Source organism: Bacteroidota bacterium (assembly GCA_005882315.1).
Classification (GTDB): Bacteria; Bacteroidota; Bacteroidia; order Chitinophagales; family Chitinophagaceae; genus VBAR01.
The window spans coordinates 747,748-769,639 of the sequence record VBAR01000003.1 but is presented as its reverse complement, the minus strand read 5'-3'; the positions used below and the strand labels follow the sequence as shown (position 1 = coordinate 769,639).

The window sequence follows — 21,892 nt, the reverse complement described above, 5'->3', positions numbered from 1 at the left end:
ATTGCCTGAAGGTTCTATACTGTTCGATCGTTCTTGAAAATGAAAGCTTATAACAAATAATTAAAAGCAGAATTGCAAAGAATCCTGAAAATTTTAATTTTTGCTGGTATGTAAGTTTTTTGATCACTGGGTTATAAGTTCCATTTGAAAAGAACCACTTTCAATTTCACTACGGTATTGATAACTTTTAATTGTTACGGTTTTAAAATCTGCAAGAATTTTCAGGTTATTCACGAATAAGCTAAGGTCGACCGGGTTGCCACAAATTCCATTTAGAGCAATCGTATCTTTTTTAAAAATATTACCTGCTGCATCAGATAAGAAATTACTCCTGGCCGGATAAATCTGCAAATTGGTAAACATTAGTTCCGGAGGAGCCAGCCCTGCGATCCTGTCGGCATAAAAACTGGTTCGGCTCATACTGGTCCAGCCGACCTGGTTTAAGAATTTTTCCTTTCTCTTAACATCTTTACTCAATTGCTGAAATGATTGGTTTTGTTCTGATAAAAATGTACTGGAAGTCTGGAGATCCCTGTTCTTAATGAAATAATGATTGTATATAAAAAAATTAATCAGCAATAAAGCGAAAAGCGATGTCAGAAAACCTATGACTGCAAACCTGAATAACCTGTAGGAACGATATTCTTTCCTTTCTTCATTCAGCAACGCCGCATTCATTGGGTTTGCTGACCTGATGTCGTCAGCAAAAAGTCCTGCGGCGGCTGCGAATGATAAAATATTCGCAGGCTTTACATATTGATTAGCCACAAGGTATTCACGGGGTTGGTATTTATTGTTATTAACCCTGTCCTTTACGCTGAATGAAGTGATCTCGTTATTGTCAATTTGTATCAATAAGGAATCCGATTCAAGTTCATTCTTCATTCCCTGTTTAATGAAAGGCAGGATATTGGGTAATACAGAAAGCCCTAGCGAAACAGATATTATTTTGTATCCCATTTGTTTCAATTCTGTGATGATACTATTGATGGTTTCTCTCCGGGCTATTCCAATAAAATTGTTGTTTTCACCTTCCAGAAGATCATAATAAAAATCATCGGGATTGGCATTCGGTATTACGGATTGCAATAACCCATTCGAAGCAGGGCCCACAATTTTTTTTAAGAGTATTCCCTTTCCATTCAGTACAATGGATAAAGGAATATCTTTTGCAATCTGCCCTTCGATTTGCTCAATTCTTTCGAGTGAGTGAATTTCTTTCTCATTGATGATCGCATTATTCCTGGAAATTGTTTGATTTATATTAATATAATATTTATCACCTTCGAGAAAGATGATCTCTACCCCGGCGGCTTTTTTTATTTGAAGTATTTTTTGTTCAGCCTTCCGCCACATAAATCAATTTATTATTGTCGGTTTTATAAATACTACAGAAACCGTTTTGCTATCTACTTTGGTGCGACTACTAAAAAGCCATTTGATAAGAGGTATTCTTGACAAAAAAGGCGTTCCTGACCCTTCTTCACTCTTTTCGGTTCTTTCAATACCCCCTAATACAATCATTTCTTCATTTTTTACCCTGATGATCGATCTGAACTTACTACTTGCAGAGGGAGGAGGAACATTTATCGGTGTATTGAACAGAAAATCAGAAATATCAATATTGATGTTTAATGTAATCTGCTGGTCACCGGATACAAAAGGCTCAATGTCTATTGCAAGACTTGCTTCGACTGGTATGTATTGCTCTGTTACTACCGTTTGTGGAGTTAAGGAACCGATAACATTTTGTGTTCGGACAGAATAGTAACGGGTACTTCCAATACTTAGGTTAGCTGTATGGCCATTTAATGCCGATAGTTTCGGAGTCTGGCGGAGTTCCACATTACTATTATTCTCAAGTGCCTTCAATGAGACATAAAAATTTGGAGTGACTCTGCCAATATTGAATACATTATTCAACCCTATCTGATCAATAAAACGGTTTATATCATTTGATCCAAACGTGAAATCTGTTCCGGGGCCTCCTAATAATGTTCCTCCCGTTTTTACTGAATCTGATATTCCCATAGTAATGCCTGTTTGAATGGATTTACTTTTCTTAACATCCATGAGAATGACCTCGATCAATACCATCGGAACCGTTTTATCCAGTTCCGTTACGAAATTTTCTATTTCCTTTATTTGTGGTTGTGATCCGCTAAGTAGAAAGCTGTTTAATTCTTTGAATTCCTGGATCTCTACATTTTGCCGCAATTCCTGGGGAATGGCGGGAAGTAATGAATCAACTGAACGATATTTTAGCTGTATTAATTTATGAGCTCTTAGCCCTTCATCTTTTCTGTCCCCGATCATATAGACACCATTATTTACATTAAAGGTGTATTTGGTGCCCTGTAAAATGTAGTTTAGAACTTTATCGAATTCCAGTTTATAGACCGTAGCAGTAGCATTGCCCAGCAGATCTGAATAGACAAAGTAGTTTATGGAAGCTTGTTCGGCAATATTTTTAATTACATCTTTTATCGGCAAGTTGACGATGTTAAGTGTTATTTGTTTTTTACCGGCGGAATCAAGTGAAATGTTATAGGTGCCCGATGAAGATTGTCCCGAATTCCTGTTTACTTTTCTTATTGCAAAATCTGAATTTGGATCAATCATTGATTTTGCAACTATTTCTTCATCGGGTTTCAACGCTTCCAGTAAAAAGGAATTATCATTTGTTTTAGTGACTTTAAATAAATTGGCGATCGCCAGTTTTTCAATTGCGTTCTGTGCTGTCATATCCTGCACATAACCCGATATCCTTTTCGGATACAATTCTGGCAACACCATTATATTTCGCCCCGAGTATTGAGTGATCTTTTTTGCAACAGTTACCAATGAATCATCTTTAAGATCCATTGTAAATGTTTGTGTCCCCGGGGTAAAAAGGATGCTTATTTCTTTTGGCCCTGAACGGCTAATTGAATTTGGATCAATATAATTTGAGATGGAAATGATATTCCCGGTAAATGAATAATCGAGATCATATTGCCGGGCAAGATATACCAGAACAGTTTCCATTCTTTCATTGGAGAAAAATGCCGTGATGCGCTTATTGATATCCGGGGCAATATTGAAATTCAGATTATGCGCAACAGCAAGCCCTTTTAAGAATTCATGCAACGCTCCATTGGATATTGACACCTCAACTTTTTGGTTTAGACCGGCTACATTTTCTGATAATGTTTTGAGATGCTGCTCAATTTCAACTATCCGGTCTTTTTGTGAATAGACAGATCCTATCACCAACAATGACAGCAATCCCAATATCAAGCGTAAATAAGTTTTTCTCACTGTTGGCCTTTTAATTTATTAATAAAGAATATATTTCATCCAGGCTTGTCTCGCCAGTTTCAAATAGCTCAAATGCATTTTCAGTAAGTGACTTTATTCCTTTTTCCCTGATCTTGGCTGTAACATTATAGTTACTGCTCTTGATCTGCTCAGAAAACTCTTCATCGATCTGAATGACTTCGTACACCGCTTTTCTTCCTTTATAACCTGTTCCAAAACATTCAGCACATCCCTTTGCCGTGTAATGAAACTCTACCGAACGGAAGGGTTTGAATTTTCTTGGATATATTGAATTATTCAACGGCATTTTTATTTTGCAATGCCGACACAACAAACGAATCAATCGCTGAGCTACGGCCGTATTCAATGTATTGGCTAACAGATACGGCGCAATTCCCATATCAATTAACCTGGATACGATCCCCCAGGCTGAATTCGTATGGATAGTTGAGAGAACAAGATGTCCTGTCAATGCGGCCCGTATCGCCATATTCGCAGTTTCTCCATCCCTGATCTCACCTAACATAATGATATCGGGATCCTGCCTTAGAAAAGTCCTCAAGGCGGCGGTAAAATTCAACCCAATGGATTCTTTAAGTTGCACCTGGTTGATCCCTTCAAGTGTGTATTCAACCGGGTCCTCAATGGTGAGAATATTTCTTGATTCCTGATTTAATAGTTTAAGGGTTGCATAAAGTGTTGTTGTTTTTCCGGATCCGGTCGGCCCGCTGATAAGCAGTATGCCATTAGGTTTTTTTATCCCTTCAAGATAATTTTTGAGATCAAATTCTGAGAACCCCAGTGAATCTATATTGATATCTGTAGCATCATTATTCAATAAACGCAAAACGATCTTCTCACCATGCAATGTAGGTAGTACTGAAACCCGTATATCAAACTTAACACCGTCAACTTCAAATAAGATCCTTCCATCCTGTGGCAGCCGTTTTTCAGCGATATCAAGATTGGCAATGATCTTTATCCTATTGATAAAAGAAGGATATTGTTTCCTGTCAAGCAGGTACCTGCGTACCAGCATTCCATCAATTCTTATTCTCGCCCTGCAGAACTCCTCAAATGCTTCAATATGTATATCGCTGCTCTTAAGATTCCTGGCTTCCTTTATCAGCAACGGTAGGAATATGTCAGGATTACCATTAAAATAATTGTCCTGCTTCCTCATATCCGAATTTTCATTCGGATAATAGTAATGTAACAATTCTGCTAATTTCTCTGGCGTCACGTTGTTGAGGATAGCCTTTTTACCTGTTATTAGCTCAAGTTCGTTTTCAAGTAATACGCTATTTTCGACCTCGACGCTATAAAAATACAAGCTCCCATTTGCGACATCAAAAGGCAGTACCTTATAATACCAGGCTTGTTTACTGGTAAGATAGGATAGCACTTTGGGACTTAGATTTTGTTTATTGCTCATGAGTCGATCAGGTATTTCAGTATCCAGGTATCAATTGATAAACTAATATTTAATAGCTCACCGAATATTATATAGGTAAAAAGAAATAATGCCTGCAGACCGGCCATCGGAACAGTATTAGCACTGCGGTACTTTTTGCTCCAATACCTTACTATCAAATGAACAAAAAGAATAAATATGAGACTTAGACAATAGAACAGGATAAAATTGATCGGGGAAAAAAACACGCAGCAACAGATCAAAAATAGAATATCCCCCCAGCCGATAAGTCGATCGGCAATTGCATTTCTATTTCCCGTCCTTAAAAAAAATACGGTCTTCAAAATAATAAACTGTGTAATGAGAAATAACAGGTTGAAAGACGTGTTTTTCAAAAATCCTCTTATAGAAAAAGAAGCGTTGTCCAACGAATACATAATTCCTGCCACCAGGATCAATGGAAACATAATCCAGCTAATCAACCTTGATCTGAGGTCCTGGTAAATTAATACCGTGGCTGAAACGCCCAATATGAACAAACCAACAAACTGCATTTCTAATCCTTTGTTGTTTCTTTTAAGTTTTTATTGTGATCTATTTCCCAAATATTATAATTGCCATCTCCATCAAAATCTACTACGGCCGTTGCCCTGGCTTTAAAACTATTTCCGGAAGCTTCAGTTATTTCAATTTTATAATTCGCCTGCCCGCCATTAGAAGTCAATGGTTGCTGCTCAAAAGCGACTTCCGAGAGATCAATGGAATATTTTGAATTTTCAAAGAAGAATGTTTTTTCCAGCGTATAAAGATGTTGCAATTGGATCTTTGCCTCTGTACTCTTTGCTTTTGTGATCAGCGGCATTAAACTGGGGAGCGCCAGCAGAATTAGTATCCCGATGATAATAAGTACAACAAGTACTTCAGTAAGTGTGAATGCTGAAAGTTGTGAATGACCAGGAAATAATTTCTTTTCACTTCGCATAGTTCATGTTTGACGATCATTTAAAATATTAACTAATGAGAGCCTCATAGTTATTCGGCGCTTTGTCAATAATCATTTTCGAAAGGACGACCTCTCTATTGCTTCACTTTTTTCGAACGATCAAACTGAAATGATGCGCTGATCATTTTTTTTGAACATGATCGGAAGATGCGAAACAAATCTCATAGCGACAGTAGTCGTTAGGAATCATTAGCACAATTGGTATTTAATTTTTCAACGATAGAGTGAAAAGCCTTGCATTTTCGTTTTTGACGAATAAAGATTTAATTCTTAAGGATAAGGTCAAGGTTAATGGAGTTTGAGTCTCTCTCCAATGAAATTATTAACAGAATAAAGAAATGGAAGCCATATTTAATAACTGGCAGGATAACATAATAAGTGGTAACACCCATCCAGGAGGTTTATTGTTTTAACCAGCGCAAAAAATCTTCTTTTTTTCTTCGGCTTATCGGGATGCGTTGTTGGTGGTTGATAACGATCTCCCCACCCTCTCCCCGTATATAGTTTTGAATGTACTGGCGATTGACTAAATAAGAATGATGAACCCTGAAAAAGTCATAGCCCTCCAGCAATTCTTCATACTCTCCAAGATTCAAGGATGAACAAATGGTTTCTTTTTTGAAAAGATTAATATAGGTATACTCCTTATGTGCCTCGCAATACATGATCTGGTCCACCGGGATCAGGTGATAACCATTTTGAACTGGGATCGCTATACGATTCGATTTCCTTTGAGGGTTATTGATAAAATTTAAAAGGGTTTCGAAATGTAATTCCCTTTCCGAATGGATCGATTTTTTTACCTTGCTTACTGCGTTTCGCAGATCAGTAACAGATACTGGTTTGAGTAAATAATCCAGCGCTGAAAATCTGATAGCTTTGATCGCGTATTGATCAAATGCGGTAATAAATACCACCTTAAATGGATATTGTTTGAACCGGTTAAGCAAATCAAAACCAGACGCCCGCCCCATTTCTATATCGAGAAAAATAAGATGTGGTCTTAACTCATTGACACTCGTATACGCTTTTTCAATTGTATCGCATTCTTCGATCAATTCAATATCATCTTTGCAATACCTGGTTAAAAGTATCCTGAGATTTTCACGGGCTTTTGCCTCGTCGTCAATAAGAATAGTTCTCAGCATGTGTTTAAGCTGTTTGGTTAAAGTTGATAGTCACTGTTGTTCCAGATGGAGATCCATTTTCATTGAAATTATCTTTTATTAAAATGCGTATGTCCACATTGTTGGCCTCTTTTAAGGTTCTTATTTTTTCGTCGATCAACTTTAAACCCTGGGACTTATATTTTGCAACCTTTGCTGCATTGATCTTTTCGGCTTCAGAACGTCCTATACCATTATCCTCTATTTGGCATTGGAGCACGCTTCCTTTCATCGTAAACAAAATATTGAGGAGGCCGTTGTTATCATCCCTGTACCGAAGTCCATGAAGGATGGCATTTTCGATAAAGGGCTGGATAATTACAGAGGGGATCTTTTTGTCCATCTCAATACCCGGCTCTACCATGATCCGGTAAGCAAACGGATGTTTAAGACGGACCAGCTCGAGTATAATATACTTTTCCAACAATTCGATCTCCGTAGCTAATTCAATATACTTCTCCCTCGACGCCTCCAGGAATAGTCGCATAAGGCGGGCAAAATCCGCAAGGTATTCACTCGCATTTTCGGATTCATTTTTTAGTATAAAATTCTGGAGGGAGTTCATTGAATTAAAAAGGAAATGCGGGTTCATCTGGGCCTGCAAGGCCTGAAACTCAAGCTCAGCAAACTTTTTATTGACTGCTGTCTTTTCAAGTTCCCTTTTCTTTACCTGGTGGACAATATATTTTACGGATAAAATAAACAACGCTGCTATACTTAACGCTATCAAAAAGTAAAAAAAGTTTGTTTGCCAGAATGCTTTTCGGATGTGAAACCTGATTTCCTTTACATTGGCAGAATCGGTATGTACCTGAAAAGTATAATCTCCTGGTTGCAATCCAACAAACTCAACCGTATTAGCATTTATAGTTTTCCATGAAGTGTCATCGTCATTGTTTATCAAGCGATATTGGTAATCGATCTTCTTATTACACGTATAACAAATTCCTGCAAAGTTTATTGAAATATTGTTTTGTGTGTAATTCAAAACATAATCCGGCTTAAGAAAATTACTGGTATCCGGAGAAGAATAATTCTTTATAAAAATGTCTGTGATAACTACCGGCACTTCTGTTTTGATGAGATCTGTATTAAAAACACATATGCCTTTTATCGTAGCGGCATATACTTTTCCATTTTTCACACAGATGTCGTTCACGTCATCGTCATTTAATCCTTCCGAAGAAGTAATTGCAGTAATTGTTGCGCTGAGAGACCTTGCTGAAAGGGAGTATCTTATCCTGTTAACACCTTTATTGGTAGCTGTCCAAATCAATCCTTTTTTTTCATCTACAAAAATTTTTTTGCAGATGTTGCTTGTTAATGAGGACCTGGAAGAAATAGTGAAATGCCCCAGTATTTTATCATTTCTTAAAGCAAGGACACCGTCATTATTTGTCGCAACCCATAAGATTCCATCCGGTGTTGAAGCCAAATGATTAATTGGCTTGCTTAACACATTCAAACTATCTTTAATGGGCACTTCAACATAGGGCTTAATCGATTCGATTTTGAAAAGCCCCTTATTATTACCATAGTACAAATCTCCCTGGGAATAGCAAAGCGTTACGAACCGGGGATCACCTTTAATAATTTCAGTCTGGCCACTGGATATATCATAAAGCTCAAGCTTTTGGTGTGATCCAATTAATAGATTTCCGTTCGAATCTGGAATTGCTGATTTAATAGCGCCAACATGATCAGGAAGAACCTTTTCATTAACCATCAGTTTATAACTTGAATAAGCAATGATCGACTTATTAAATAATTCTATTCCACGGATAGCTTCCGGGAACTTTTCCAGAACGGAAGGGCGGATATTATTCTTTGCAGGATCGATCGTATAAACATGACCATTACCGTCGCCACAGATCAATAGGTTATTCAGCGTCATCTTTACGGAAGTTACATTGTCATTAAGTAGCCCGGAAGTAATATCATACTGTTTAACTTCATTCTTTAAACGCATATAAACACCCTCGCCAGATAGTGAACAAAGCCATTCATTGCCGCTTTTATCGACAAAAGCCCTACTGATATTTTTCCCTTGAAAGGAATAATTCAGTTGCCGCAGTAAGGTGTCCGTTACATAAATACCGTTCATTGTAGATATATAAATTTTGTTACCGTATTTGTTTACGCTATTAATCAGAAAATTACTTTTAAAAAAAGCTCTGTGTCGTATCTGTCCATCATTTGTATACTCATAAAGGTTAAGCCTGGTTAAAGTCGAGTCAATAAATATTTTCCATCGACCCCAATCCGGAGAGCGTGAAAAAACAGTGTTTACTTCAGCACCCGGAAAATTCACAGGCATTCTTTTTCCGTTCGTAAATAAAAAGGTTTCTTCCCCTTTATGAAAAAAAAGGATGCTATCTTTATTGATCAACCACACATCTTTACTTTCCCCTACTTCTGATTTCCTGACTTTTTTATTTTCAAAGAAGAATGTTTCCCGGACTGTATACCCGATAAGCCCGGCAGCCGAATTTCGGACAAGAAGCTGCACAAATAAGTCCTTAACTTTCTTAAGTTCAGCATAATTATTTTCGTTATAAAGCTTCTGGGTAACAGGATCATAAATACAAGTTGTTGCTCCAAAGGGAAAGATCCAGATGCTACCATCCTTATCTAGTCCTATTTGCAGTATTTCGTTATTAGTGAGACCGTTTTCTGTTGTAAAAATTTTAAAATTTGATCCATCAAATCTTGCGAGCCCTGCGGCAGTAGCAAACCATATAAAACCCTGTTTATCCTGTAAACAATCATACACAACGCTGGAGGGTAATCCATCTTTCACCGAAAAATTTCGTACAGGCTCATATTGAGTATATGAGAGAGTGGAAGCAAGGCAGAGAAAGGAGAGACTCATAACGATTCTAATCATCAGGAGAAATTATGGTGGTTGGTTATTCGACTATGGGATGTTTAAATATACAGTTTTGCATAAAAAGCAACGTTGATATTAACGTTTTCAGTATATCCGATCACGACACAACCTTATTAAATTATGTATTTGAGTTCACAAAAATCTCATAAATTCATTGATCTGATAGTACGAAAGTCTTCGCGCATAATAATTATCTGATTCTTTCTTATTGAACTTTTTTTAGTAAGAGTAACTAATGGTAATGGCTATACATATAACATAAGGAACCTGAATCTTTTTTATTTTTATCAGGTAGGGGGATATGGTTTCTTGTCAGCAAGGGAAAGGGTTAAAAGAGAATGTTGCTCACCTTATCTTGTAAATGAACGTAATAATTTTGATACAACATAACATATCGTTGCAATTACATGAATTACTTCTTCTTCGACCTGTAACCTTCCCTCTACCATTAGTACCGTTGCATTCAGAATTTCTTTACGGTACTGGTGAAACAGATTTTCAAATATCACAATATTTACGCAACCTGATTGATCTTCAATAGTTACAATTTGGCAAGTTTTGGGCATCCATCTTCGAAATAGAATCCTACGATTTAATTCTACATCTCTGTTTTCTTATCACAGGGCAAGAATTTGGCGTTTTGACATTTCAGATTTACAGAATTGTAACTATTAGCCAGCCTGATAATATATTTGCCGCCAGTTTTTATTGAATTAGTTAAAGTGATTTATCTGTGGTCAGTGCGTCTCTCAAATTCTTGCTTTTACCTTTACTTCGAACGGTTTCCTCAACACAATTTGAGCCTGTAAGAAATTTCTTCGTTAAAGATGGTTTGCTACCCGGTGTAATCCGCTACAACAGTTCCTCTATATATTTTGTATAATAATATTCTATGTTGAAAACCATAATTGTCGACGACGAGCGAAGAGCAAGAGAGAATTTGAAAATCCTTTTGACCAAATACTGCGCTGAGGATATTGAACTCGTAGGAGAAAGTGACAATGTTGAAAAAGCCTTTGACGACATTCTTACTCTTAAACCCCAACTTATTTTTCTTGATATAGATATGGGAAACGCCACTGGCTTTGATCTACTAAGCAAGTTCACCAATTGCCCCTTCAAGGTAATTTTTGTCACGGGATTTGATCAACATGCAATACAGGCAATCAAATTCTCTGCGATCGATTATCTCTTAAAACCAGTAGCGGTAGAGGATCTGCAAAAAGCTGTAGAAAAGGCAAAGAGGGTCATTAATTTAGAAAACGAATCGCATTTTAATTCGATGTTTGAGAACCTTAAAAATCCGCGGCAGAAATCTAAGCACGTTGCTATTCCTGTGCTAAATGGATATCGCCTTCTCCACGTTGACCAAATAATGTATTGCGAGGCGCAGAAGGACTATACTTTTATTGGTCATGAAAATGGAGAAACAATATGTTCATCTCTGAACCTTGGCGAATATGAGAATTTGTTGCAGGATTATGATTTTTTCCGAGTGCATCATTCCTATATTATTAACCGCCAATATATTCGAAATTATATACGTGGGGAAGGAGGAGAAATTGTTATCAATCAGCATCACCGTATTCCGGTCAGTCGCAGAAAGAAGGTAGATTTTCTTTCCTGGCTTACAACAAATTAGTAGTTCTGATCATAGCTATTTGTTGCCCGAGTTCGCCATTAATTAAAGTTAGAGTTTATATAAAATTTGCGCTTTCTTATCTTATCCTCCTGGTTTTTATCACAACTTCTGGAATTCGTTACATGAATGCTTTCAACCACTTCTCGCTATAATCAACCAGTTGTTGAATGTCGCTTTTTTGCGATCATCGCTTCAAATAATTTTGACATGAAAGCATTTGATCCGTACTAACTGTCTATTCTATTTTAGAAAACTGTTTAGCGCATGCAGTGAACTAAACAGTTTTCTTTTTTTTGATCGAAAGGGATAAGATGGTACTAGTACAGATAGATGTAGATAATACAATTAATTTAATGAACTGAAGAGTCACAGTATAACTATTTCATAAGTTTTATGATGATAAAACCTGTTGTAACTATATTGCTTTGCCTTTTAACTACTGTAGGTTACCAAACCACCTACGGACAGGTTTTAGACTCTTCAATTAAAGTACCTGCAAAATATCTTGAAAAAGTTTCAGCTAAATCAGCGGCGATCGAAGAACAGTTGGATAAGAAATCGCAAAAGGCATTAGAAAAATTACAGAAGCAGGAAGCCAAGATGATGAAGAAGCTCTCAAAAATTGATTCATCAGCAGCAAAAGAAATTTTCGCCAAGTCAGATGAAAAGTATAAAGCGCTACAGGAGAAATTAAAGAACCCTGCTTATAGAAATTATATTCCTTCTCTCGATACGCTTGCTACCTCTCTAAAATTCATTCAACAAAATCCTGAACTGATCTCAAATATCAAAGAGGGAAAAGAAAAATTGGATGAAGCTTTAAGTAAAGTTAAAGGGCTGGAAAACCAATTACAGAAAGCCGAGGAAATAAAACAGTTTTTAAAAGAGAGACGACAATTTTTAAAAGAACAGCTTAGCAAATTTGGATTCGTCAAAGAACTGAAACAAATCAATAAACAAGTTTATTATTATTCAGCACAAGTTAAAGAGTATAAAGAAATACTCAATGACCCGAAGAAGATTGAACAAAAAGCTATAGAGCTACTAAGTAAAACAAAGGTGTTCAAAGATTTTATGGCGAAGAATAGCATGCTTGCTTCACTATTCCGCATGCCTGGTGATCCAACCGACCCCAACTATGTTGCGAGCCTTGCCGGATTGCAAACAAGGGCTTCTGTAAACAACCTGATCCAACAACAAATATCTGCAGGTGGTCCGAATGCTCAACAGCAGTTTCAAAATAATTTACAACAGGCACAATCGCAAATACAGCAGTTAAAGGATAAAGTGATGCAGATGGGTGGAGGCAACAGTGAGGATATTATGCCAGAAGGATTTAAACCAAATGATCAGAAAACAAAAAGTTTCTGGAAAAGAATGGAGATCGGTACAAATTTTCAAACACAAAGAGCAACAAATTTTTTCCCTGTTACCAGTGATATCGGTCTTTCAGTTGGATATAAGCTGAATGATAAAAGTATTATCGGGATTGGAGCTTCCTACAAATTCGGATGGGGGAGTGGATGGGATCATATGAAAATTAGCAGCCAGGGCGTTGGTCTCAGAAGTTTTATTGATTGGAAAATAAAAGGTTCCTTCTGGATCAGCGGAGGTTATGAACAGAATTACAAAGAAGCTTTTAAATCAATCGACCAATTACAAAATTATTCTGCGTGGCAGGTAAGTGGATTGATAGGAATGAGCAAAGTAGTTTCTGTAAAAAGCAAAATATTTAAGAAAACAAAGGTTCAGTTGTTATGGGATTTTTTGAGTTATCAGCAGGTTCCGAGGACGCATCCATTTGTTTTTAGAGTTGGATATAATTTTTAAAAAATTCAAGATACAATGCTTAAGAAAATATCAATTTTTGGATTCTATATTGTCTGGGGATATTCAATCTCAGCACAAATTCAAACAAAACTTCCAAATGTGATGTTGCCATCTCCAACTGCAATGCAGTTTCAACGCTATGGAGACTATCCTGTAAATAATTTTACGGGGATACCGTCTATTTCAATTCCACTCTTTACGATTAGTGAAGGAGATATTGAAGTTCCTATAACATTAAATTATCATGCATCAGGGTGCAAATCGGACGATGTGTCGGGATTTGTAGGATTGGGATGGACATTGAATGTAGGCGGAATGTTAACAAGAACTGTCCAGGGATTTCCGGATGAAACGAAGTCGTTTATGATTCCAGCACAGCCTGCACAAAATTTAAACTGGTCGGATGAACCTGTTGCACTACTCCTCGATGAGTTGGATGAGGGTATAATGTATGATCATGAATACGATATTTGGAACTATAATTTTTTAGGAAAATCAGCAAAATATATTTTTGCGCAATCTGGCGCATTTGCTTTAGATAAAAGTTCATTGAAGCTTTCAGGCGTAGCCTATAACATTTTAGATGAAAAGGGTCTTGAATACAGTTTTGGCCCAGAAGGAATTGAATTTACTGAATATTCGGATCCTGTTAGCAGCTTTACAAAAAATGCTGCAACTGCATTCCCTTTAAATGCGATCAAATCGGCGATTGATCCAAATAATATCGTTTCTTTTTCATATCAACAGGGCCAAAATTTTGTAATCAATCGATACTATCATATTTACTCAATTGATGATTGGTGGGATGATAATTTGAGTAACACTAGTGAGAATTTTGCAAACTCAAGGATATGGGGTGAAAGTCTTGAGCTTAAGTCATACTTGATGAAGAATTACACTTCTTTTATAAGTCAAATATTTTTTCGGTCAGGGAGTGTGCGGTTTAATCTGGATGCAAGTACAAAGATGTTAAATTCTATCGAGGTATTAAATGGTTCGAGTCAAGTAATAAAGAAAATCGTTCTTAACATTACTCCATTCCCAAGTGCCTATTCAGGTTTTGATCCATTATCCAGTTCTAAATTGCAATCTATCACAGTTACTGATGCTCTTAACAATACAAATGAAACCTATTCCTTCAATTATTTTAGAGAGAATTTTCAGGATGCAAAGCCAACGCCTTTTCAGCTAAATACGCCCAAGGATTACTGGGGTTTTTACAATGGAGACAACGGACAAACATCCCGAATATCTCAGTATTCCGGGTTTATGAGCCGGGATGAATACGGTCCTCCTTTTTACATTAATATAGGAGGCAACGCTATAAAAACTCCTTCTGAATATTACACAAAAACGTATGTGCTGGATAAAATAACTTATCCAACTGGTGGTTATACCGTTTTCGATTATGAAGGAAATAAAAATTCTTCTAATGTGCCTGTAGGGGGGTTAAGAATTAAGAAAATTACTAACTATACTACCGCCAACGAAATTGCTTACGAAAAGAATTATTCTTATGGCTCTGGTGCTACTGAAATAACACCCTCAGAAGAGTATTGTATTAATACATCCTTGATGGATTTTAATAATCCTTGGGCACGAAGAGTAATAATGACAGAAAATCCCAGCATCGATTATTCACCTCAGGGATCCCCAATAGGATATGGATGGGTTTCAGAATCTGACAATAATGGATCAATAGTTTACACATACGATAATGAACCCGCCTATACGTATGAAGAAATTAATTACCCTGCAGGAATGTATTCATCGAGTCCTCCCAATAGAATGTACTATAAAACTTTTGCAAATAACTATAAGCCCTGGGTATATGGAAATTTAACTTCTAAAGAAATTGTTGGAAGTACGGGCGGGCAATCAGAGGTATATGAGTATGAAGATTATTCTTTGGGAACAATCAGGGATTTCTTAATGGAACGATGGATAACACCTGAATGTAAAATTAACACCACCAACCAAAATTGTCCTCATATTATTTCCTCATATGATAAGATCACTTCTATGATTGGACGCAATGTTTTTAATTTTGCAGATCGTTATTATCATTCAGGGGGGCGAAGAATAAAAAAAACTACAAATGCATATTATGATTATGTTACCTTAACTGAGGTCGTAACTACAAAGGAATATTTCTATGAAAATTCTCAATACCCTTCGATTGCCACTAAAATAATTTCAAAAAATTCTAAAGGGGAAACTATTACCTCGACATTAAAGCACTCTTTCGATTTTATCGGAACACCTGTTTACGATGAAATGGTAATCCGAAATATGGTGGCTTCTGTTCTAGAACAAACGGAAACAAATACGAGTTTAAGCAAAGAGTTAAGTAAGGCAAAAATTAACTATTCAACTTGGCATAATAATTCATTAATTCTGCCATCAACAATTCAAAAGTCGAATTTAGGTAATTCTCTTGAAACAGAGGCCATGATTAGTGACTATGATAATAGAGGTAATATGCTGCAAGCAACCGGAAAAGACGGAATCGTTACATCTTATATCTGGGGGTATGGACAGAAGTATCCGGTCGCAAAAATTTTAAATAAAACGTATGCTGACATAGTAAATCAAAGCGGTATTAATCTTTCGATAATAAATAATTCTGCCACTACTGATGGTGATATGAGAACGGAGCTAAATAAGCTTAGAACAGTTGCAAACTGTTTTGTAACTACCTACACTTATAAATCACTTATTGGCATTACGAGTGAAACTGATCCTAATGGCAGGACAATCTATTACGAATACGATAATTTTAACCGTCTTATCTTAATTAGGGATAAGGATAACAACATTCTCAAAAAAATCTGTTACAATTATTCTGGACAAACAACAGCCTGCAATATTTATTACAATGCAGCGGCAAGCCAAAGCTTTACACGCAACAATTGCTCATCGGGATATCTTGGAAGTACAGTAACCTATACCGTGCCCGTGAATATTTATATGTCAACCATCAGCCAGGCCGATGCAGACGCAAAAGCGCAAGCGGATATTACAGCCAATGGACAAGCCTATGCAAATGCCAATGGTACTTGTACGCCTCCCGGATGCACCTACACTAATTGCGAATGGACGGCACCGAATAAACATTGTGTAAACGGAGTTTGTCAAACCGGTTGGAAAATCTTTACCGGCTACTATTTTGATGTGTCAATTCATAAATGGGTTTGCACTTATCATTGGGAATGGAGTGATGGTGCCTGGTCACAAGACTATACTGAACTTCATGATCAGCAATGGGATTGTAGTGTTAGTGAATCTTAAAATAAAACAAATAAGTTATGAAGTATACATTTTTTTACATCATTATTTTTATTCTTCTCTCTGTTGCCAAAGCAAATGGTCAGACTACAACTGCCATGGAACTGGCTGATAAAATAGCACAAAAGATGAAAGACTCGCTGGGGCTTAGCCAACAGAAGAAGACACAGATCTATAATATCAACCTGCAATTGTATGACCTGAAAACACAGGCCCGCCAGCAATACGCCAACACCGATTCATTGGGCCGTATGATACAACGGGTAGAAAATAGCCGTGATTCAATGTACAGAAATGTATTGACTTCGAATCAATACAGTCTGTATTTGCAGAAAAAAAGATACCTGGTAAACAATAATTGATGAACTAATTATCTGAACCTTTTAACTGTTTGCAATGCACAGAAATAATTTATTGAAGAAAATTGTATTGCTGGTGATAGGCACTTACCTGCATATATTATTATATGGACAAACACCTCGTCCTGTTCCGGCAGACTACTTAGTTAATACACCCGTTAGCTATGTACGTACATGGGAGGCCACTGCCCCTGAACAAAACCCCAATACTCTTATGACAAGGTCTTTGCAGGATGTAAAACAAGCTACAGCATATGTAGATGGATTAGGCAGGCCATTGCAAACGGTTATAAAAGAGGGCTCGCTGGAAACAATTACCAGTTCAAAAAAAGATATGGTAATTATGGTTGAGTATGATCAGTTTGGAAGGGAACGATTTAAATATTTGCCCACTGTATCCACCACGGCTGACGGATTGTTTAAAATGGATCCATTTCAGCAACAGGCAACATTTATGACATCGCAATATGGTTCACAGGGAGAAACTTTTTTTTACGGACAGACAAACTATGAGGCATCGCCATTAAACCGAGTTGAAAAAACTATGGCTCCCGGTAATAGCTGGACCGGAGCAAGCCGCGGCGTAGAAATGAAATATTGGATAAATACGGCAACTGATGATGTAAAAAAATGGAATGTTACAGATGTATCCGGCAGTTTTGGAACCTATGCAATAAGCGGGACATACCCCGCCGGAGAGTTATATAAAAATGTAACCGTCGATGAACACCAAAAGCAGGTAATAGAATTTAAAGACAAGGAGGGGAAAGTAATTCTTAAGAAGGTACAGTTAACGGCCACAGTGGACGACGGTACCGGCAGCGGCTATCCGGGATGGCTTTGCACCTATTATATCTATGATGATTTGAATAACCTTAGATGTGTCATTCAGCCACAAGCTATAAAACTTATGAATGAGCCGGTTGTTAACTGGGATTTAAGCCCTTATCTGGCCGAACAATGCTTCCGTTACGAATATGACCAGCGAAACAGGATGACAATAAAAAAAGTACCTGGAGCAAATGAAGTGTATATGATATATGACGCAAGAGATCGTTTGGTGTTGACACAAGATGCAAATATGAGAACAGGTACCGTGAAATGGATGTATACCCTGTATGATGAACTCAACCGTCCGAAAGAAACCGGTTTATGGAATAACAGTCAGAGTGCTGCTGATCACCGCTCTGCTGCCTATAGCAGCACTGCTTATCCTTCCCTTTCAGGTACATGGGAAATTTTATCACAAACATTTTATGATGATTACAGTTGGCTTGCCGCAAACGGAGATCCGTTCAGTTCAAATTACAACACGGGATACGATACCTATTTTCAATCCGTATCAAACGTAGACTGGCCTTATGCACAGGCAAATGTTAAATCAAACCAGTTAAAAGGAATGATGACTGGCAGCAAAATAAAAGTACTCGGTACATCTACTTACCTATATTCTATTTCATTTTACGATGCTAAAGGAAGAGTGATACAGGTACAAAGTAAAAACATAACCGGAGGCACGGATATGTTAACCACACAATACAGTTGGTCCGGGCAGCCATTGGTTAACATACAAAGGCAGTACACAAGTTCATCACCTTCACAAGAACATATTGCGGTTACCAGAATGGAATATGATCATCTGGGCAGAGTTAAAAATGTAAGAAAAACAATAAGCCGCACTGTAAATGGAGCAACGGTAACTAAACCCGAACAATTAATTGTACAGAATGAATACGACAAACTTGGCCAGTTAAACAAAAAAACATTAGGGGCAAACACTCTTGAAAGTCTTAGCTATGACTATAATATCCGTGGCTGGATGCTGGGTATGAACCGTAGTTACCTGGCATCAACGGGACAAAGCGGAACAACAAAATTTGGATTTGAATTGGGCTACGATAAAATAACCAATCAATCCGGCCGCAACTACCAGGGCAGTGGTTTATTCAATGGCAATATCACGGGTATGATATGGAAAAGCGATGGTGATGATGTAAAACGCAAGTATGATTTTGCTTATGATGCAGCAAACAGAATATTGAAAGGAGTATTTGAACAGGATGATGCAAATGCAAGTTGGAACAGCACAACTATGAAATATAATGTGCTGATGGGCGATGGATCCGAACCTACTTCTGCTTATGATGCAAATGGCAACATAAGAGCCATGACACAATATGGCTGGAAGATCGGTGCACCCACAGGAATAATAGATAACCTTACCTATGATTATTATACAAACAGCAACAGGTTGAAAACTGTGGTGGATGCAGAAAATCTTCCAACAACAAAGCTGGGCGATTTCCGCACATCAACACTGCACCCCCAAAATGCAACTAAAACATTACCTAATATAGCCGGTATAACTGACTATGTTTATGATGCCAATGGTAATATGGTACGTGATTACAATAAAGACATTGGCAACAGCAGTAATGACGGCATTGTATACAATTGCCTGAACCTGCCGCAAACTATTACGGTAAGAACAACAGGTGGTGCTATAAGAGGCACTATAAACTATACCTACGATGCATCAGGCAATAAACTCAGTAAGACAACAACCGAAACCGCCGTAACGATAACGTCGAACAACACCAACTATACTACTGATATTACCACCACTACCAGTTACATCGATGGATTTGTGTATGAAAGTAAATCATATACAAATGCAAATCTTTCAACGCTTGCCTATACATACAAACTGCAGTTTACAGGCCATGAAGAAGGCCGCATCAGGTCATTGTTTAATAATGCAGCTGATCCAAATGCTGTAACCGGTTTTGCCTATGATTATATGCTGAAAGACCATCTGGGTAATGTAAGAATGATATTGACGGAAGAACAAAAAACCGATGCATACCCCGCAGCGACAATGGAAATTGCTAATGCAACTGTTGAAGAAACCTATTATAGCAATTTATCTTCAACAAGAATTGATGCTCCAACAGGTAGTGGTTATCCTTCAAATACACCCGCAGGTAATGTCAAAGTAGCGAAAGTAAACGGAAGCGGAAATAAAATAGGCCCTGCGATTATATTAAAAGTGATGGCGGGTGATAAGTTTAACCTTAATGTAAACAGCTGGTGGAACAGTGGCAGTTCACCCGGTACACCAGTGAGCCCGGTAAATGATTTGATCGCTGCATTAAGTAATGGTATTGGTCCAGTAAGTGCGGGACATGCTACAGCGGCAGAATTAACAAGCGGTGGCCTGAGCAGTGCGGCTGCAACAAGTTTTATAAACTCACAATCTTACGACGGCAGCAAGCCAAAAGCATTTATAAACTGGGTTTGCCTGGATGAACAGTTTAAATACTATAGCAGCAGTTCGGGTTTTGAGCAGGTAGGTAGTAGTAATGCGTATACCACACATAACAGAACAAATTTAGAGATCAATAAAAGCGGTTATTTGTATATTTATGTAAGCAATGAGACTCCAAACATTGATGTGTTCTTTGATAATTTGCAGGTAACGCATATTCGTGGACCTTTACTTGAGGAAACTCATTATTATCCATTTGGCTTGACGATGGCGGGTATATCTTCTAAGGCAGCGGGCAGTTTAGAAAATAAAAGAAAATACAACGGGATAGAATTTGAGAATGATTTTGATTTAAATACTTACGATGCTTTTTTCAGAGAACTTGACCCTCAAACAGGAAGATGGTGGCAGGTTGACCCAGAGATAGAAAGTATGGAGCAATGGTCTCCTTATGCATCTAATTACGATAATCCAATTACATACAGCGACCCATTAGGTGACGAACCTGATGACGGTGGCCCAGACGACCCTCCAAGTTTAGGAACAAGAATTTGGGGTGGAATAAAAGCAGTTGGTGGTGTTGTTGAAATGGTTGTTGGTGCTGTAGGAGGTGCGGCAACATCCTGGACAGGAATAGGTGCAGTTGCGGGAGGTGCTGCAGTCGTTCACGGAGCTGATGTTGCAACCTCTGGTTTTACACAGCTTTGGACAGGTAAGTCTACGCAGTCATTTACAGAACAGGGAATAAGTAAAGGCTTGCAGGTAGCAGGCGTATCAGAACAAAAAGCAAATACAATAGCGGGTTATGCAGATGCGGGTGTAAGTACTGTATTGACTGCCGGGGCTAGTGCGGCGGCTAATAGTTCAAAAATAAACACTGTTACAAGTACAGCGTCTAAACCTTCAAATTTAGTTACTTCGTCTACTAAGGCGAAGAATGCCCCACAATCAACAGGAATACCTAATTCAAGTAAAATAGAAGCATTTGATGCTGCTGGAAAGACGACTAAATATTCTACATATGGTAGTAATGGGGTTATTAAAAAGCAAGTTCAAGTTAGCAGTGGAGGAAGTCGACATGGGGTTGGCGGAGCTACGCAGAAAGTGCCCAATTATAACACAAACCCGAATACTGGACAGAAGTTTATCAATGGTTACAAAATTAAAAAAGCTATGCCAGCCGAAACCCCGCCTGGAAGCAATTAAAAACGATTTATGGCTACATTAATTGATGTTAAATTAAATGTTCTTAATGAATATTCTGAATGGGAGAATGCGAATAAGGGGAATTGGACAATTTGCTCATATCTCAATCAGTTTTATGATACCAATGCGGCTTTAGCATTTACGAAGTTTTTCTTTCCAACATTTATTGAAAAGAAAGGGTGTATAATTATAGATTTTCGGTATGATGAAACGATATTTAATCAATGGTATGATAAATTTAATGGGGATATTTCTTTAGTTGAAAAGTTTTGCAACTTATATGATGTGGCTGATTACTTCCATATTAATCAAGTCAGCACGGAACAGCAAGAACTGCAAATTGAAGAACTAACCAAGGTGTTAATAAAAGCTTGGAAAGTAAATTGCAATCTTTTATTCCCGGATAGAGAAATGATTGTAGAGCGGTTTACAGAATATGGAGAAACTTATATTGTCGTTTATAGCAAAAGCCCCAATTAAGGGGCTTTTGTATTTTACAGAGCTTGCAGCTTAGCGGATTTTATCA

13 protein-coding genes are annotated in these 21,892 nt (G+C 37.5%); 6 read left to right on the top strand and 7 right to left on the bottom strand.

All coding sequences use genetic code 11. The annotated features are described in order from the left end of the window. Positions 1–123: 123 nt before the first annotated feature. The 7 genes from E6H07_16850 to E6H07_16820 form a co-directional block, all read right to left on the bottom strand. The gene (locus E6H07_16850) at positions 124–1,356 is read right to left on the bottom strand and encodes a hypothetical protein (protein ID TMI63065.1); all 1,233 of its coding nucleotides are present in this window, start codon (positions 1,354–1,356) and stop codon (positions 124–126) included. A 3-nt stretch (positions 1,357–1,359) separates the two neighbouring features. Beyond that, positions 1,360–3,210 (bottom strand): general secretion pathway protein GspD, encoded by a 1,851-nt coding sequence (locus E6H07_16845; GenBank protein TMI63098.1) that lies wholly within the window; start codon positions 3,208–3,210, stop codon positions 1,360–1,362. A gap of 100 nt (positions 3,211–3,310) precedes the next feature. Further along, a complete protein-coding gene (locus E6H07_16840; protein TMI63064.1) occupies positions 3,311–4,735 on the bottom strand; it encodes a type II/IV secretion system protein in 1,425 nt (474 codons plus the stop codon). 535 nt (positions 4,736–5,270) lie between these two features. Then, positions 5,271–5,696: a prepilin-type N-terminal cleavage/methylation domain-containing protein gene (locus tag E6H07_16835; protein ID TMI63063.1), complete on the bottom strand. Its 426-nt coding sequence runs from the start codon at positions 5,694–5,696 to the stop codon at positions 5,271–5,273. 422 nt (positions 5,697–6,118) lie between these two features. Further along, positions 6,119–6,865, bottom strand: a complete 747-nt coding sequence (locus E6H07_16830) for a response regulator transcription factor (protein ID TMI63062.1) — start codon at positions 6,863–6,865, stop codon at positions 6,119–6,121. A gap of 4 nt (positions 6,866–6,869) precedes the next feature. Further along, positions 6,870–9,770: a hypothetical protein gene (locus tag E6H07_16825; GenBank protein ID TMI63061.1), complete on the bottom strand. Its 2,901-nt coding sequence runs from the start codon at positions 9,768–9,770 to the stop codon at positions 6,870–6,872. 353 nt (positions 9,771–10,123) lie between these two features. Beyond that, on the bottom strand, positions 10,124–10,339 hold the full coding sequence (locus tag E6H07_16820; GenBank protein TMI63060.1) for a hypothetical protein: 216 nt from the start codon (positions 10,337–10,339) through the stop codon (positions 10,124–10,126). Between the two features lie 326 nt (positions 10,340–10,665). Between E6H07_16820 and E6H07_16815 the strand changes: the two genes are divergently transcribed. The 6 genes from E6H07_16815 to E6H07_16790 all read left to right on the top strand — a co-directional run bounded on the left by E6H07_16815 (position 10,666) and on the right by E6H07_16790 (position 21,846). Beyond that, positions 10,666–11,415, top strand: coding sequence for a response regulator transcription factor (locus E6H07_16815; GenBank protein TMI63059.1), 750 nt, complete (start codon positions 10,666–10,668; stop codon positions 11,413–11,415). A 396-nt stretch (positions 11,416–11,811) separates the two neighbouring features. Next, on the top strand, positions 11,812–13,245 hold the full coding sequence (locus E6H07_16810; GenBank protein ID TMI63097.1) for a hypothetical protein: 1,434 nt from the start codon (positions 11,812–11,814) through the stop codon (positions 13,243–13,245). Between the two features lie 15 nt (positions 13,246–13,260). Continuing rightward, positions 13,261–16,536: a hypothetical protein gene (locus tag E6H07_16805; GenBank protein TMI63058.1), complete on the top strand. Its 3,276-nt coding sequence runs from the start codon at positions 13,261–13,263 to the stop codon at positions 16,534–16,536. A gap of 17 nt (positions 16,537–16,553) precedes the next feature. Further along, positions 16,554–16,895: a hypothetical protein gene (locus E6H07_16800; GenBank protein ID TMI63057.1), complete on the top strand. Its 342-nt coding sequence runs from the start codon at positions 16,554–16,556 to the stop codon at positions 16,893–16,895. 34 nt (positions 16,896–16,929) lie between these two features. Next, on the top strand, positions 16,930–21,366 hold the full coding sequence (locus tag E6H07_16795) for a hypothetical protein (protein ID TMI63056.1): 4,437 nt from the start codon (positions 16,930–16,932) through the stop codon (positions 21,364–21,366). Between the two features lie 9 nt (positions 21,367–21,375). Beyond that, positions 21,376–21,846 carry a hypothetical protein gene (locus E6H07_16790; protein TMI63055.1) on the top strand — a complete coding sequence of 157 codons (471 nt, stop codon included), beginning with the start codon at positions 21,376–21,378 and terminating at the stop codon, positions 21,844–21,846. Positions 21,847–21,892 lie beyond the last annotated feature (46 nt).

Coding starts and splice junctions, on each gene's coding strand:
- E6H07_16850 (TMI63065.1), bottom strand. CDS start 1,356: ATGTGGCGGAAGGCTGAACAAAAAATACTTCAAATAAAAAAAGCCGCC.
- E6H07_16840 (TMI63064.1), bottom strand. CDS start 4,735: ATGAGCAATAAACAAAATCTAAGTCCCAAAGTGCTATCCTATCTTACC.
- E6H07_16835 (TMI63063.1), bottom strand. CDS start 5,696: ATGCGAAGTGAAAAGAAATTATTTCCTGGTCATTCACAACTTTCAGCA.
- E6H07_16830 (TMI63062.1), bottom strand. CDS start 6,865: ATGCTGAGAACTATTCTTATTGACGACGAGGCAAAAGCCCGTGAAAAT.
- E6H07_16825 (TMI63061.1), bottom strand. CDS start 9,770: ATGATTAGAATCGTTATGAGTCTCTCCTTTCTCTGCCTTGCTTCCACT.
- E6H07_16820 (TMI63060.1), bottom strand. CDS start 10,339: ATGCCCAAAACTTGCCAAATTGTAACTATTGAAGATCAATCAGGTTGC.
- E6H07_16815 (TMI63059.1), top strand. CDS start 10,666: ATGTTGAAAACCATAATTGTCGACGACGAGCGAAGAGCAAGAGAGAAT.
- E6H07_16810 (TMI63097.1), top strand. CDS start 11,812: ATGATAAAACCTGTTGTAACTATATTGCTTTGCCTTTTAACTACTGTA.
- E6H07_16805 (TMI63058.1), top strand. CDS start 13,261: ATGCTTAAGAAAATATCAATTTTTGGATTCTATATTGTCTGGGGATAT.
- E6H07_16800 (TMI63057.1), top strand. CDS start 16,554: ATGAAGTATACATTTTTTTACATCATTATTTTTATTCTTCTCTCTGTT.
- E6H07_16795 (TMI63056.1), top strand. CDS start 16,930: ATGCACAGAAATAATTTATTGAAGAAAATTGTATTGCTGGTGATAGGC.
- E6H07_16790 (TMI63055.1), top strand. CDS start 21,376: ATGGCTACATTAATTGATGTTAAATTAAATGTTCTTAATGAATATTCT.